The organism is Marinomonas sp. GJ51-14 (assembly GCF_055808695.1).
Genome location: NZ_CM147879.1, coordinates 1,892,436 through 1,908,799, shown reverse-complemented (window position 1 = coordinate 1,908,799; position 16,364 = coordinate 1,892,436). Strand labels below are relative to the sequence as shown.

16 protein-coding genes are annotated in these 16,364 nt (G+C 40.4%); all 16 read right to left on the bottom strand.

All coding sequences use genetic code 11. The annotated features are described in order from the left end of the window. Nucleotide 1: 1 nt before the first annotated feature. The 16 genes from fliP to fliF all read right to left on the bottom strand — a co-directional run bounded on the left by fliP (nt 2) and on the right by fliF (nt 16,362). Nucleotides 2–739 (bottom strand): flagellar type III secretion system pore protein FliP, encoded by a 738-nt coding sequence (fliP, locus tag AC0L3Y_RS09185; protein WP_473461072.1) that lies wholly within the window; start codon nt 737–739, stop codon nt 2–4. Then, nucleotides 736–1,158 carry a flagellar biosynthetic protein FliO gene (gene fliO, locus AC0L3Y_RS09180; RefSeq protein WP_473461069.1) on the bottom strand — a complete coding sequence of 141 codons (423 nt, stop codon included), beginning with the start codon at nt 1,156–1,158 and terminating at the stop codon, nt 736–738. Before fliO ends, fliP begins: the two co-directional genes overlap by 4 nt. Before the next feature lie 7 nt (nt 1,159–1,165). Continuing rightward, nucleotides 1,166–1,627 (bottom strand): flagellar motor switch protein FliN, encoded by a 462-nt coding sequence (gene fliN, locus AC0L3Y_RS09175; RefSeq protein WP_473461065.1) that lies wholly within the window; start codon nt 1,625–1,627, stop codon nt 1,166–1,168. A gap of 1 nt (nt 1,628) precedes the next feature. Further along, nucleotides 1,629–2,603, bottom strand: a complete 975-nt coding sequence (gene fliM, locus AC0L3Y_RS09170) for a flagellar motor switch protein FliM (protein ID WP_473461061.1) — start codon at nt 2,601–2,603, stop codon at nt 1,629–1,631. A gap of 5 nt (nt 2,604–2,608) precedes the next feature. Continuing rightward, complete coding sequence (locus AC0L3Y_RS09165; RefSeq protein ID WP_473461058.1) at nt 2,609–3,094, bottom strand: flagellar basal body-associated FliL family protein; 486 nt, start codon at nt 3,092–3,094, stop codon at nt 2,609–2,611. Nucleotides 3,095–3,210: 116 nt separating this feature from the next. Next, entirely contained in the window at nt 3,211–5,097 is a 1,887-nt protein-coding gene (locus tag AC0L3Y_RS09160; protein WP_473461053.1) for a flagellar hook-length control protein FliK, read from the bottom strand. A 45-nt stretch (nt 5,098–5,142) separates the two neighbouring features. After that, a complete protein-coding gene (locus AC0L3Y_RS09155; protein WP_473461049.1) occupies nt 5,143–6,852 on the bottom strand; it encodes a SpoIIE family protein phosphatase in 1,710 nt (569 codons plus the stop codon). Nucleotides 6,853–6,857: 5 nt separating this feature from the next. Further along, nucleotides 6,858–7,160, bottom strand: a complete 303-nt coding sequence (locus tag AC0L3Y_RS09150; protein WP_473461046.1) for an STAS domain-containing protein — start codon at nt 7,158–7,160, stop codon at nt 6,858–6,860. 29 nt (nt 7,161–7,189) lie between these two features. Beyond that, nucleotides 7,190–9,091: a hypothetical protein gene (locus tag AC0L3Y_RS09145; RefSeq protein WP_473461042.1), complete on the bottom strand. Its 1,902-nt coding sequence runs from the start codon at nt 9,089–9,091 to the stop codon at nt 7,190–7,192. A gap of 15 nt (nt 9,092–9,106) precedes the next feature. Further along, on the bottom strand, nt 9,107–9,382 hold the full coding sequence (locus AC0L3Y_RS09140; protein WP_473461039.1) for a hypothetical protein: 276 nt from the start codon (nt 9,380–9,382) through the stop codon (nt 9,107–9,109). Between the two features lie 35 nt (nt 9,383–9,417). Further along, the gene (locus AC0L3Y_RS09135) at nt 9,418–10,992 is read right to left on the bottom strand and encodes a hypothetical protein (RefSeq protein WP_473461036.1); all 1,575 of its coding nucleotides are present in this window, start codon (nt 10,990–10,992) and stop codon (nt 9,418–9,420) included. A 51-nt stretch (nt 10,993–11,043) separates the two neighbouring features. Then, a complete protein-coding gene (gene fliJ, locus AC0L3Y_RS09130) occupies nt 11,044–11,478 on the bottom strand; it encodes a flagellar export protein FliJ (protein ID WP_473461033.1) in 435 nt (144 codons plus the stop codon). Nucleotides 11,479–11,531: 53 nt separating this feature from the next. Beyond that, on the bottom strand, nt 11,532–12,863 hold the full coding sequence (gene fliI, locus AC0L3Y_RS09125; protein WP_473461030.1) for a flagellar protein export ATPase FliI: 1,332 nt from the start codon (nt 12,861–12,863) through the stop codon (nt 11,532–11,534). A gap of 3 nt (nt 12,864–12,866) precedes the next feature. After that, nucleotides 12,867–13,673 carry a FliH/SctL family protein gene (locus AC0L3Y_RS09120; RefSeq protein ID WP_473461026.1) on the bottom strand — a complete coding sequence of 269 codons (807 nt, stop codon included), beginning with the start codon at nt 13,671–13,673 and terminating at the stop codon, nt 12,867–12,869. Nucleotides 13,674–13,680: 7 nt separating this feature from the next. Continuing rightward, nucleotides 13,681–14,694 carry a flagellar motor switch protein FliG gene (gene fliG / locus AC0L3Y_RS09115; protein ID WP_473461023.1) on the bottom strand — a complete coding sequence of 338 codons (1,014 nt, stop codon included), beginning with the start codon at nt 14,692–14,694 and terminating at the stop codon, nt 13,681–13,683. Next, entirely contained in the window at nt 14,695–16,362 is a 1,668-nt protein-coding gene (gene fliF / locus AC0L3Y_RS09110) for a flagellar basal-body MS-ring/collar protein FliF (RefSeq protein ID WP_473461020.1), read from the bottom strand. It abuts the gene before it with no gap. Nucleotides 16,363–16,364 lie beyond the last annotated feature (2 nt).

The window sequence follows — 16,364 nt, the reverse complement described above, 5'->3', positions numbered from 1 at the left end:
GCTAAATCCCGAAACTCGCCGCTAATGTTCCCATAATCATAGACCAACCATCGACCATGACAAAGAGCATAATTTTAAAAGGCAAAGATATAATGATAGGTGACAACATCATCATACCCATAGCCATCAAAACACTGGCTACCACCATATCTACAATCAAGAATGGAATAAAAATCATAAAACCAATCTGAAAGGCTGTTTTTAGTTCACTCGTAACAAAGGCAGGCATTAGAATAGTAAATGGAAGTGTTTCTAATGATTCAATCGTACCTTCTCGACCAGCCAACTTAACAAAAAGAGCAATATCATCTTCTCTTGTTTGTGCCAACATAAAGTCTCTCATCGGAACCGATGCCGCTTCGACCGCTTGATAAGAAGTCATTTCTTCTTTGAGATAGGGTTGCAAGGCGACTTCATTCACCTTATCCAACGTTGGCGTCATAATGAACAAGGTTAAAAATAAAGCCATCCCTATCATAATCTGATTTGATGGAGTCTGCTGAAGACCAATTGCCTGACGTAAAATTGCCAAGACAATAATAATACGGGTAAAAGCTGTCATCATTATAAGGGCCGTCGGTAAAAACGTCAGTGCCGTCATAATAAAGAGAATTTGCAAAGAAACCGTGTAGTCTTGACTGCCGTCTGCGTTAGTAATCACTTTTAACGCAGGCAACCCCACCTCAGCCCAAGAAACAGCTGGAAATGCTAAAAGCAGGAAGATAACAAAACGAATCACTCAGTATCCCCATTGCCTTGCCGACCACTTATACCCTCTTTATCTACTTCATCCATGACAGAAGCAAAACTTTTAGGCTTGGGTGACATAGTTTTAATATGCGTAATTGCATTTGCCGTAACACCAATAAGCATACGCTCACCCTCAACCTCTACAAGCATGAGTTTTTCTTTCGCGCCTAGAGATTGAACACTTACCACTTTAATGTCCGCTTGCCCCAACTTCATTTGAGCAAATTGAAAGCGCTTCATTAACCAAACGCAAGCAGGGATGAAAGCAATAATAAAGACCAAAGAAACAACAACCTTCCACAAAGACGAAGTGGCTGACGCTTCCTGTATACCTGTGGCATGCAAGTACGACGCTGCCGTAAAAGATACGGCAGCAATAAAATATCGATAAAGAAAAGAAAAAATCAAACTTGGGCTACTTCAATCTTCTAATACGCTCACTAGGACTTACAACATCCGTCAAACGGATACCGTACTTATCATTCACTACAACCACTTCACCATGAGCAATTAAGGTACCATTAACCAATACATCCAAAGGCTCACCAGCAAAACGATCAAGCTCCACAACAGACCCCTGAGTTAGCTGCATTAGGTTGCGAATCGCGATTTCCGTGTTTCCCAATTCCATAGAGAGAACCACTGGAATATCCATAATTAAGTCAAGATCAGAACCAACGCCACCATTTGGTACCGCAGGATTCGAAAGCGTCTCAAGCTTAACCGGTTCGACTTGTTCGGTCATAGCGGCAGCCCATTCATCTTCGAGACCTTCGCCTTCTCCATCAGTCTCGCCAGCTTCAGACATTGCTGCCGCCCACTCGTCCGCTAAACCTTCATCCATTCCTTCTTGATCTGGAGATTGTTCTTCTGCCATGCTACTTAGTTACCTTCGTTTTAAAACTTTCTTCCATTTGCACCGAATAGTGCTCATTACTTACGCCCAGCTTGCCTTTAAAGGTCGGAACATTATTTGCCCGAACAGTAACAAACTCCGGCATTTCTACAGGAATAACATCACCCACTTTAAATTTCAGCACTTCGCCTAAGGAGATTTTTCGATTCACGACATTAACCGTTAAATTAACATCTATATCTTTCACATCCTGCTCTAAAGATTTCCCCCAACGGTCATCTTTTTCATCCACATCACTCTGAACACCAGCATCAAGCAATTCACGCACAGGTTCAATCATAGAGTAAGGTAAAGTAATATGAAGTTCACCGCCACCACCATCAAGTTCAATGTGAAAAGTTGATACAACAACCACTTCACTTGGACTCACGATATTTGCCATCGCAGGATTAACTTCTGAACTAATATATTCAAGCTCAAGCTTCAGCACTGGAGCCCAAGCTTCAGTCAAATCAACAAAAACCTGCTCCAGCATAAGTTGGACGATACGAATTTCTGTTGGCGTAAACTCTCGACCTTCGATTTTAGCGTGACGTCCATCACCACCAAAAAAGTTATCAACCAGTTTAAAAACTAGCTTTGCATCTAATATAAAAAGAGCTGTGCTTCTTAACGGCCTAAACTTAACCAAATTTAAACTTGTTGGAACATAAAGAGTATGAACATATTCACCAAACTTCATAACCTGTAAACCGCCGGAAGAAACATCAGCAGTACGACGAAGCATATTAAATAAACTAATACGTGTATAACGAGCAAAACGTTCGTTAATCATTTCCAGCGTAGGCATTCGCCCACGAACAATACGCTCTTGACTGGTAATATCGTAAGAAGCTACACCATTAGCATCTCTATTATCTTCCTCTACAGGTTTTTCATCCGCACCATGTAAGAGCGCGTCTATTTCGTCCTGCGATAAGAGATCTTGAGCTGACATAATTATTACTGCATCACAAAGTTAGTAAACAACACATGATCGATACCGCCTTGACCAGTTTCCTGCTCAAGAATGCCATTGATTGCGTCAGTTGAAGCTTGCTTTAATGCAATCTTTCCTTCTGCTGTCTGTAAATCAGAGAAAGATTGGCTAGAAAATAGCAAGACAAGGCTATTCCTAATCAATGGCATATGCAGTGTAACAGCATTAATTTGAGCTGCATCTTTTGACATTACGGTCATATTCAACTGAATATACCTCTGCCTACCATCAACCATAAAATCGACAACAAAGACGGGATCCAAAGATAAGTAAATGGACGGTTCATTTGTTAAATCAATTTCAACATCATCACCACTAAACAAAAAGAAGTAAGCTGACGCTCCACCACCAAGCAACACTAATAGCAGAAGACCAATAATGATAAGTTTTTTCTTACCACCAGACTTTCCCTCTTCTGTACCGATATCTAAACCGTCTTCTTCAGCCATACAACAAACCTTAGGTATATCAAATTCTTTATATAGAGCGCGAACTACACTCTCGTATACTAGTAATCTTCTATTCTACAAAGAATCAAACATAGCACCATCAATTTTCTTAGTTTTTAAGCATAGTAATCAACACCTGAGGCAGAAACATAGGATAAATTGCTTGAGATAAGCTCATCACTAACCTCATCTGCAACAATATCATTTCGGTTATGCGTATCTCGCTCCATTTGTTTCTGTGCGCCTGAAGCGTCTTGCTGCGACACATCTACATCCGCTTTACTTAAATCCATACCCTGCTGTGCAAGCATATCACGCAACCTGCTCATTTGACTCTCCAACAAATCTCGAGCTTGTGGTGTGGCTGCGAGAAAGCTCACTTGAGTATTGGAGTCATTATCAACTGATATTTTAACAGTTAAGCTACCTAACTCAGGTGGATCCAATCTAATATGAGCGGTATGGCCGCCATCTCTAGCCACCCAAGCGACCTTCTGACTCATCTCACTAGCCCACCCAGGGTGACTTGGTGGCAAACTCATTGTTAGATTCGACTGAGCAGTACTTACTGGTGCGGCCGATACATTTATACCAGACGCCAAACGGTTTATGCCATTATTTTGTAATGAGCTATTTAAACCGCCAGTTCCATTATCATCACTCACTCTACCATCAACTTGCGTAGACATTCGACCAATCATGGCTTCCTGCTCTTTTTTACGCAACTCAATAGGCTCATCTATTAAAACCCCATCTTCATTTAAGAACGGATCTACAGAAACTTCCTCAGAAGTGATGGCTGAATTATTTAATGATGAAGATAATCCGGAATCTGAGCCTGTACCTTTATTCATAGAAGCAGCAAACAAACCTGTTGCAGCCGCTCCCGCTTTAACACTATCCAATGCTGCAGTTGCTTCAGGGTTCACTTGAGCCGCTTTGGAAGCGGACGCATCCATCTGAGATAACACCCAAGACAACTGACCTCCGCCTTCACTTTCTACAAATTCAGATTCGCCTGATTCATTCGACAAACCAGAAGTCACTTCGTCACCACTTAACGCTATGCTATTTATTGCATTCGGCGAAGAAATTACTTGGGGAGCAGCGACTGTTAATCCAGCCCCAATAGAGTTTATAACTAAATCGGGCTCTTCAGTTTCGGCTGTTAATGGTATATCTCCCTGAGCATATGCATCAGTACCAACAAGAGAAGACGATCTTACTACATCAGGATTAACATTAGGCTGTAATTGAAGTGAATCACTAGAACTAACAGCCTGAATGCCATCATTATCAACAACATCCGACGTTAACTCAGCTTGCGACATTTTTTCAGAACCAACAAGCATTGCGGAAGCACTCTTTAAAGAGCCTTTAGTCGCATCTTTTACACCTTCAAATTGGACAGAGCTATCATCTGTCGCGCTAACAACCGCTTGAGAAACTACAGGCAAAGCTGCCTCTTCTAAATTTATCAAGTTGTCAGTATCCATTTCTGGATTTTTGGTTAGAACCTTTTTTTCATCAAGGTTTTCACCTGAATCTGTCGTAGTAGATAGCAAAGCAACGGTATCCAATGAATCAGTAGGTGATAAAGGAACACCGTCTTCAATGAGCTCAACATCGACATTAGATACAGGAGATAGATCGCCATTCGACTGCAAAACCTTGCCGCTTGATTCTGAACTAGAAACTGAAATACTCGATGTCTCAGAGCTATTTTTTGAGGGCAATGGTGTTTCATCAACATCTGAAACACTATTCGCTTTATGAACTTTAGTGTCTTCAGACTTAGAAGTTAAAGAAGGTTTTGATTCCGACTCAGAAGCCCCTTGAAAAGCCCCTGATACATTGGTTTTCCTAGGATCTAGATCGGCCTTAGCTTTATTGAAATCGCGCCCAAAAGCAGCTCCATTATCCGCAGAAGCTTGAGCTATTTTTGTACCTTTATTTGGCACACTTGAAGATAGGGGCAACACCGTATTTGATTCTGTTCGCATAATTTCCTCCAACGATAAAGAAGACTATGCAATAGAGAGGCCAATCTAGGAATCTCCCCCAACTCGCCAATGATAATGCGCTGTTACGGCACTACCACCCTTAGAAAATTCCAGTTTATGACAGAGCTGCTCTAATAAAGCTAAACCACGATTATAAAGTAATTCAGTATTAGACATATCATAATTCACATTTTTGAAATCAAAGCCTGAACCACTGTCTTCAACATATAAAATAAGTGTCCGATCATTTTGATCAGATTCCACCCTTATTGAAATTCTCACATAACCACTTTTCAGGCTCGCAAGATTTCGTTCACGCTCTTCATAATATCGCGCAAAACCATCACTGGAATCTTTTTTATCCGAACTTAATTTCAATACACCATGCTCAAGAGCATTTGAATACAACTCAGACAGAATCATAAAAACCTGACTTGAAAAGCTACTCAACCCTGGTACAGTCGTCAGAATCTGCAAAACGTATGGCAAAGGGTCTGTGTTGCGTAATGAATCTGCATTAAGAACATACTCAAATGAAAAATCTGCTGGTGCCTCATCATGACCTCTAGAGACATCATTCTCAGGCGAATCAATACCGATATTTGAATCTAAACGCACATTTAGGCAAGAAATATCATCGTGAGGATTTTTTAATACCCCTTCTTGCTCCAACTGCTCTGTTAACCACTGAAGAGATTCAGCACCATTAACCTGCCCATCATATAAGGGTTGTAAAATAGAATGGCAAAACATATTACCTGAGGCATCCTGCGCTTCATAAACACCATCAGAAAATGCCATCAACCTATCTCCAGAAGTAAAAGATACAGTATCGATCTGGCACCCAAACGCATCAGGAGGCAATACTCCCAAAGGTAGATTATTTGAACTTAACCTCGTTGGCTTACTTTCATTCTGTGAAAAAAACAGTAAATCAGGCAACCCACCATTCCAAACCTCAATACTTTTATTATTAACCTTAATATCAATAAAAGCTGCACTGCAAAACATATTTGCCGGTAAAACACTTTTAAGACGAGCATTTATCTTGGGGATAATCTGACGCATCAAAAAGCCTTTTTTAGTCCAATCAAAAAATATGTCTGCAAGAGGAATTGCACCAATTGCGGCAGACAAACCGTGACCTGTAAAGTCACCTAATAAAATATGCATTCCACCATTTGGCTTATAAGCCGCCAAAATAACATCCCCATTAAAAGTATGAGAACCATAATGAAGAGTGGATATAGCAACATCTTTTAAACAATTTGAATGGGTAATATTTTCATAAACAACTTTAGCTACTTCTTGGTCATGAAGTAGTTTTTCATTATATTTAGACATTGCATCACGCTGCTCTTCAAGCGTTTTTTGCATAACTAAAAGCTTAATAATGGCGTTTAATTTAGCTGTAATCAAAGCAGGACTGTAAGGCTTGGAAATAAAATCTGTACCACCAACCCGCAAGCAATTAGATAAAGAAATAGAGTCAGTGACGCCAGAAAGAAAAATAATCGGAATAAATAAATCACCAGCCTTTTTTTGGATATCTAATGCAGCCTCCCAACCATTTTTATGGGGCATTTTGACATCCAGACAAACCAATTGAATTGCCTTAGGGTCAAATTTATTAACAGCATCTAAACCATCTACAGCGGATACCACGTTATGACCCAACTGACTAAGCATTGCTTTTAGCAAAACGCGATCAGAAGGATTGTCATCAGCGATCAATATGGTTAAAGCTTGCTCCATCACCATCATTCAGCAATATCAAAGAGTCGGTGGAAATTAGCAATTTTGAGAATATCCGCGATAGCGTCATTCACTCCCGTTAAACGAATCAAAGGCTTATCTCCGCCTGCATGATCTCTAAGTAATAACAACATCCCAAGAGCTGAGCTATCCAAATAACTTACTTGGGCTAAATCAACCTCATAAGACTTAGCCTTTTCAGCAATACTAAATGCCTCTTTAAATGCCTTATAACAACTGTAGTCAAAACGCCCTTTTACATGAATTGCTAAGCATTCTGTTTTTTTATCAAAAAAGCATTCAAGCACAAATCTACACCTCAATTCATGATGAGAAATTACAATTCATTCCATTCATCATTTAATTTCTCAACTGTTGCGCCATTAGCGTCAGCGCTCTTATCCTTGGAAATACCTGGTGCCGTTTTTGCCATTAACTCATGAATTCGTTCAACCATATCATTGATTGAATCTCTCGCCCTATCCAGCCTTGCCACACCAACACTTCGATCTGACTGCAATAATGATAGAGTAGAATCCGCCATGGATCTCATTTCTTCAATATGACTTTGCACCTTGCTAATATCATGCTCTAAATCAATTGAGAAACGACGACGAACACTTTCACCTTCCCCTTCTGTAGCCGAAAGACTAGACAACACGCCGGCTCTCACTTCATTAAGACAACGATCAACGTCACTCAACAAGAAAACATCAGAAGAAAGGTCTTTCTCAACTAAAGCCAAACGCTGCAGAACCAATTCATAACCCAATATCAATGAGTCCCTGACTTGCTCAGACAACCAAGCCATATCATTAAGCTCAACTTGAAAACCTTCAGGCAACCCATTATCAATAGCAATAACGTCACTTCCTAGTGTTTCATTGTGGGCCGTTGTTTCGTCAATTAGGGATGCTATTTGTTGTAATTTAGTAATTTTTTCAAGGGAATTTGTTTGTGACAACACCTCTTCCAAAGTAGTAAAGAGCATTACCACTTTCCGTCGCACAATCTCCAGAGATCGAGCAAAACCAATGTAAGGAGAGTCACTTCTTAATAATCGAACAGGAATATCCCAAACATCTTGCTCCATCAATTTTAGACTATGATGCAAGACATCAAGCTCTGCCCTTTCTGATTTTGGCTTAATAGAAATAAGACGCTGCAAACTTTCAACCTCTGATTCTAAACCAAACTCAAAAGGGTGAGTTTCCAACCAATAAACACCATCAGATAAGTTGAGTTGCATCCCTTCCTTAGCAAATAAAACAGAGTCTGCTACACGCTCGCCGATAGGATCATCAAGTCCAGAATCAATATTAAAAATAGTTTCAAAAAAGGAAGTATTTCTAAACCAAAGTCGCTCAGCGCCAGCACTCAACCAAGCAATATCACCTTCATTATTTATAACAAAGAAGGGCTCATCAATTTTAGCTAAGGTTTTTTCAATTAAATTAAGGCTTTCATTTAGATGGTTGATATCAAAATTTCTAGAAGCCAATTCATTATCAATGAAATGACTTAAATCTGTAAATTCATCCGTAACATTACGAGGAGGCGTGACCAGAGCATGACCGTGTTTATGGTGATCTAAAATATAATGCAAACTTGAAAAACCAGATCGCAATTGTCGATTAAACCCTACTGACATAACAACAATAACGAAGCCAATAAAAAGTAAAATCCCAATCGGAGCCCAAATTAATCTTTCAATAAATACTTGCCGTTCATAATCTAAATCAACACCTATCTGCAAAAGTTCATCACCCAAAACTTCAAGTTTTTCAACAGACAGATAAACCAATTTCCGCTCTTCGTCTAACAAAGGGGCAACGTCTAACTCTCTTTGCGCTAGCCGTTCCAACAATACAAAGGTATCAGACAAATTTATTTCAGTTGCTAATTGGAAGTCTGCGACTTTACTTTCAATTAATCGATATTCACTAATTAACATTTGATGTAGATGGCTTAAAGATGACATAGACGCACTATCAACATACGCTAGTTTATCTTCTACCAATAATAGCTCCAACCAATGCTCTTCGGCATGATGAACAACACTTAAGAGTTCATTCAACTCCTCTTGTTGAACATTCTGCTTTTCCAGATTCATGCTCATCAGCATATACAATCCAGCAAAGGCTAATAACAGCAAAAACAACAGAGCTACAACGCTTTTCTGCAAGCGACTAGTCAATTCTTTTCTTGGCACACTAATCGGTGAATGTTGTGTATTCATAGTTAATAATCACTTTCAAGCTAATGATGAAGATGTCTTAACGCCAGTAACAAAGGATACATAATTCTTTTTATTCAGAACAAAGTTATCTGGCAAAGAAGCAAAACAATTTCTTTTATCTCTATAACCAACCTTAATGACACTTTCTCTAGTCACATAGTCAGCTTCCTGTACGTCACACCCACTGGGTAACGAGTCAAGCCAATCACAAGATTCAAACGATAAGGCCATTGATTCACCCATCCAATCAAGAATAGCAGAAAAGGCACAATCCCTCTTTTCAACCTCCAAACGTTCGAAGTCCACAGCTGCAAGAGCAACATGATCTACGCAACGCCCATCGTGAATGAATAGCGATTGAACCTGAAGACTACTATCAAAGCATTCAAAAGAATAAAGATTCCCGTAAGGCACAACAGAAGAGACCAATTGCGCTTCAATCCAAATAGACCGCCCCCCACTACGCCTTGGTAGTAACCACTTCTCGAAGAAGATTCCGAAACATTCTTTTCTATGGGGAAATCCGTTAAGGGAATACTATCCATGCCCAACAACCAAGGCTCAGCGATTGATTCATTCGCTTTAGTTAACCAAATGTTTTTAATAAAAGACGAGGGTGACATTATCTGCGCACTTACACCTTCAATTTCACGTAAAGTAAGAAAAGGGACAGCGAAATATCGTCCTGCCTGATTAATAACCAATACATTACTTATCTGTCTAGGCAATAAACAAAAAGCATTTTCACTTAGAATAGAAAAGGGCAAATCCAAAACAATTTCAACTTCAATACCTTCCAATTCGAACCACAAAGCACCATCGATAGAATAAATGTCTTTTTCTGAAATAAGATAAGAGCCAATACACTCCTGCTTGTCAAATACAAACCGGCCTGAACAAGTACTTATCTCATACAGAAAGTAAGGTAAAAAATCTTTACCCAAACACCCCAAATAAGAAAAACTTGATAGTTCTGTGTCTACCCTTCTAGATGCCGCATAAAGAAACCCTGAATGACGCACTGGAAAACAGGTTAGTGATTTATCACACTCCAATAAGCCCATATTTCCATCGAAAGGAACAAGTCGATGTATTTCATTAACAATAGAGTAATCAGAAGTAAACAAAGCACCAAACGGCTGATAAAACGAAGACTTAAATTGATGCTCAAACAAATTCAAAAGATCGTATCTTGAGCTTCGCATCATAGTGTTATTTTGAAAAAGAGGTAAAAAACTTAACGCACACAAATCTCTTAACGATCTATCTTCACTTGTTGAGACGATACGCCATTTAAAACTAGGAAAACGTGACTGTAACCATTGGATAGACTGAACACTAAATAGCTTAAAACGCCCAGATACCGCCCCTCCTTCCACAGAGTCTAAATAAAATGATACTCGCCCGACAGTAGATAGTTTTTTCAAATAAGTATCAACGGTTTGCTCTTTATCGAAGTACCCAAACGCTAGCTGAGCCTCATAATTCAGAAATTCAGGAGTGTGTTTCATTTCACTTTCTGTAGAAATAAGAGTAACCCAACAGGAACGATCTATAGACAACAAAGAGTAAAACTGTTGTACGCGATCCTCACCAAACTGACCAGCAATAGCTATCTGAAAAAGTGCATCGCAGGCAGACATCAAGGCAACATGATAACGATAAAAATAAGGAGAGCCAGAATCTAATAAGTAATCAACACTGGATAAAACGGATGAAAGTCTTTGATAAAAAACATCATCAAGCAAAGAAGCTGAGTTGATAATAGTTTGAAAGGAAACTAGAGATTGATGTAGCCTGTCTAATCCAAGCTGAGGTGAAGTGGCGTAATCATTCAAAGCCATTTCTATTTGAGAAACAGACAAGGAAAAATCAACCAATCCATTACCTTGATACACCATGTCTTATCCTAACAATAAGCTCCGTTGCTTTACAAAACAGCACCAAAACCGTTATCGGGTATTATCCAAAAAACGACGCATTGCAAACTCATCACTTTGACGCTGCTCTTGTTTTGCCTCTATCGCTAACTCAGCTTTATGATTTTTTTCTTTCAACCAATCCATACTTTTTGTTTTAGATCGGGTTTGTAACCAACGACGCATACTCATATCCGCCTGCTGCTCCGACCGTCCGATAGCCGCTTCTTGCTGAGCAATAGCCTGCTGTACGCGGTCAACAAAATGTTGGTAATTCGTTGTTAGATAGGCACTTAAGCCAAGAAGGTTTCGCTCAGATTCATATTGACCCGCGTATTCTTTTAATTCATTAAGCTTTTGAACATCATGTGCCACTTTCGCCTTATCACGAGCTAACTGCTGCGCAGCGGAATCTTCCTTACGCTTTGCAAGATCTACTAAAATTTGCATTCGCTGTGACTTTTTCATGGGGGACTCATCTAGAAATTAGTTAAATAGTAGACTTTTTTGTAAGTGATCGTCTACTGCCCTTTTGTCATTGCTGTTACTAGAGCTTCTAAACTTTGATCAATTGTAAAACTTTCAGATAAGGACTGTTGTAAAAAACTGCGTATTTCAGGCATCTGAATAATTGCCTGATCCAGGTCTGGATCACTGCCTTTAGCATAAGCACCGACAGAAATGAGATCCTGATTTTGTTGGAATTTAGAATAAAGCTGCTTCACTCTCATCGCGCCATATAAATGATCTTCACTGACAATTTGAGGCATAGCACGAGAAATAGAAGCCTCTATGTCAATAGCGGGATAATGCCCCTCTTCAGCAAGGCGACGAGACAACACAATGTGACCATCCAAAATTGCTCTCGATGCATCAGCAATAGGATCTTGCTGATCATCACCTTCAGTCAATACCGTATAAAAGGCTGTAACTGAACCACTGCCTTCACGACCATTACCTGCTCGCTCGACAAGTTGGGGTAATTTAGAAAATACTGAGGGTGGATAACCCTTTGTTGCAGGTGGCTCACCAACAGAAAGTGCAATTTCACGCTGCGCCTGAGCATAGCGAGTCAATGAGTCCATTAGGAGTAAAACATTTTTACCTTGATCCCGATAATACTCAGCAATACGTGTTGCAAGCATAGCGGCGCGCAGTCGCATTAAAGCAGAATCATCAGCAGGTGAGGCGACAACGACGGAGCGAGACAAACCTTCCTCACCCAATATTTGATCAATAAACTCTTTTACTTCTCGGCCACGCTCACCAATCAAACCAACTACTGTAATATCAGCTTCAGTAAAGCGGGTCATCATCCCCAACAACATACTTTTACCAACACCACTCCCTGCAAAAAGCCCTAATCTCTGCCCTTTACCAACCGTCAATAAACTATTAATCGTTTTGATACCCACATCTAGTGGTTCACTAATTGGCTTTCTTTGTAGCGGGTTAATGACGTCACCATGAAGACTTACTGAATCTTTTGTCTTAATTGGTCCTTTACCATCAAGCGGCTTGCCAAGACCATTTACCACTCGACCAAGCAACTCATCACCAACTGGCATTAAACTATCTTCAAGTAAAGGACGAACCCTTGCCCCAGGTGAGATACCCTCTATAGCTTCAGTTGGCATAAGATAAGTTAGGTCTCCAGTAAAGCCAACGACTTCTGACTCCACCCATCGATCTTTTCTTACCTGAACAGAACAGCGGTCACCAAGTGCAACAATACAACCCACGGCTTCCATGGTTAAACCAACCATACGAGTGACCTTACCTTCCAATTGAGGCGGTAAAGAAATAGGCGAAACACCTTTAAGCTTGTTTAAACGCTCTTGGAGGGTAGACACAGATCACCCCTGATCAGAAGAGGAAAGATGACGTAATTCATTACACACAGCATCAAGGCGCTGCTCAACTCGACCATCTATATGGAAGGATTTAGAATCAATCACAAAACCACCATTTATTAGAGAATCATCACCTTCTGTTTGCAGTATCAATCTGTCCTTAACTCCTAAATCATCTAGAACAGAAATGTCATCAGGGTGAAGTCGTAGCTTAATACGACCTTCGTATTCACCAATTTCATCAAACACTCTAGAAAGTTGCTCTTTCAGCACTTTCCGACCATCTTCATTCATTTTGGAAAGGCATACATTCTCAATCATTCGAACCATAGATTGATACAATATATCTTCTGCAGCGGCGCGACTGTCTTCCAGAGGTTGAGTAATTTCTTTGGTAATATTTGTTAATAAAGTTTCAACCGTTTCCAATTGAACTTGAGCTTCAGCTTTTGCCTGCGCTCTGCCTTCCTCTAATCCAGCAGCAAGACCTTCATTATGACCTTTCTCAAAACCATCAACCTCACCTTTCGCAAAACCATCAGAATGACCTTTTTCATGACCTTCCTCTTCACCCTGAATAAAACCTTCCTCATAAGCAGCAGAGCGGATTTCTTCCAATTGGGAGGCCGTCAAGGGTTCGTAGACCAAAGAGTCTTGGTCCACCTCTTCGGTGATAACAACATCATCTTTTTGGACTAGAATCGCAGGACCAGTTTCATTACGTGACTTACTGCTATCAAGGTGAGGAAGTTCCCAACGCTCATAAGCGGTTAACTTACGTTCGTTTTTTTCATCTTTTGGGTCAGTCATATTTTAACTAAACCATCTGCTCAGAACCGCCACCGAGAACGATATCTCCGTTATCAGCAAGACGTCTGGCAACAGCCAATATTTCTTTCTGAGCCACTTCAACTTCACTAACGCGAACAGGACCTTTTGCTTCCAGATCATCTTTCAGCATATCAGCAGCGCGAGAAGACATATTTTTGAAGATTTTTTCCTGCATATCCGGGTCAGCGCCTTTTAATGCAAGAATCAAGGTCTCAGATTCTACTTCACGAAGAATAACCTGTATTCCACGATCATCCACCTCAAGAAGGTTATCAAAGACAAACATCAAGTCTTGGATAGTATTCGCCAAATCTTCATCGACATCACGAATAGACTCCATCAATTCAGACTCCACGGAGCTTTCAATGAAGTTCATAATATTTGCCGCTGTACGTACGCCGCCAATCGTTGTGGATTGAGTAGATTGATTGCCAGAGAACTGACGCTCAAGGATATCATTCAACTCTTGCAATGCTGCTGGCTGAACTGTTTCTAATGCCGCCACCCTCAATACAATATCAAGTCGAACCCGCTCATCGAAGTTAGCTAGAATGTCTGCTGCCTGATCAGGATCTAGGTAAGAAATAACAATGGCTTGAATCTGAGGATGCTCATATCGAATCACATCGGCTACTGCCCTTGATTCCATCCATTTAAGGGTATCCAATCCAGTGGTGTTCCCCCCAAGCAAGATTCGATCAATTAGGCTACCAGCTTTTTCTTCACCAAGGGCTTCTCTGAGCATGTTACGAATATAACCATCCGCTCCCAACCCCAATCCGGTTTGATCTCCAACCAACACTAGAAAATCATCAAGTACTTTCTCCACTTGATGTCGCTGAATATTAGCTAATTGAGCCATGGTTGAACCAATTCGCTGGACCTCTTTTGGTCCCATATGTTTAAGTATTTGCGCCGCATCTGACTCACCAAGCGACATAAGCAACACGGCGGCTTTTTCAACTGAACTCAATTCTGAGCTTTGGCCTAAATCACTCATTTATTTTTCCATTACCCATTGTTTAACAACTTGAGCAACACGCTCTGGCTCTTCAGCAATTAAACCGCGAATAGCATTCAGCTGGCGATCTATTTTCTCAGGAGAGCCTGGTACTAAAATGTCTTCTGCACTAACCAATGATACTTGGTCGTCTGATATTTCATCTGTTTCATCAGAAAAAATAGCGGCCTCGGTATCATCCGTGACAGCAATTTTATTCTGATCACTAAGCGCTTTCAAAATTGGTCGAACAACTATAAGCAGTAAGATTAGGACAAAGATACCTACCAAAGTTGGTTGTAATAAATTCAAGAACCACGTTTGCTTATAAAATGGTATCTCAGCAACAGGTGCAACCGGATCAGGTACCGCAAAAGGAGAGTTAATCACACTAACACTGTCACCACGGGATGGATCGTAGCCAACTGCATCACGTACCAATAGCGTCAAACGGCCTAATTCATCATCATTCCAAGGAGTACGTACTAAAGCAGACGTTTCAGGATCTAAACTTGCCAAGTCATCAACTACCACAGCAACAGACAAACGCCTTACAGTACCTTGCTGACGTTTCGTATAGCTAATACTTCTATCTAGTTCAAAATTACGTCTTGTTTCTTCACGAGATTGCCCAGTAGCAGGATTAGTGCCGCCGATAGGCGCACCATTTTCGTCAACCGCTTCAGGGATAGTGACAGCACCTGGCGGTTGATTCGTAAGTGCTCCTGGAATACCGCTAACAGATACTCCATCACGATTTTCTTTTAATGTCTGCTCACTACGTAATGCCAATAGATCTGGGTTATACTGCTCGTCAGTTTTTTCAATCGCAGTAAAATCCACATCAGCAGACACTTCTGCCTTAAAGCGCCCCTGACCAATAACAGGGCCAAGAATATTATTCACACGCTGCAACAGCACGTCTTCTACTTTACGAGCATAATCAAACTGCTTTCCAGCAACAGATAATTCCGAATCAACATCTTTCTCTGTCAATAAAGTGCCACGCTGATCAACGACTGTAACGTCTTTATCACTTAATTGAGAAATACTTGAGGCAACCAAGTTAACAATGGCCTCCACTTGACTTCTATCTAAACGTCGGCCCGGATACAACTCTAGAAATACTGAGGCAGAAGGTTTTCTTGTATCTCTTACAAAAACAGACTCTTTTGGTATAGCAAGATGAACTCGAGCACTTTTAATGCTCTGCAAGCTTGTGATCGTTCGACTAAGCTCACCTTCCAATCCTCGCCGATAACGAGTTGTTTCTACAAATTGAGACGTACCTAAAGCCTGATCTTGATCCATTATTTCCATGCCAACAATGTTGTCGGAAACAATACCTGAACCAGCTAATTTAAGACGAGCTTGATGATAAAACTCAGATTCAACAAGCAAAGCGCCTGTATTTTCATCTAGTTTAAAAGGAATGTTATTGACGCTGAGAAGTTCAACTATTTGATCAGCATTGTAATCAGTAATACTACTCAATACAGGCTTATATTCTGGTCCATTACTCCACAACACCGCTGATAATCCTATCGCGATAGATGCAGCTAATCCGACCATTAATGCAAGCTGACGAATAACAGTCAGCTTATTAAAGCCAGTAACCAACTCTAAATAGAGCTTTTGCTCTGATTGTTCTGCAGGGACATTATCCATTA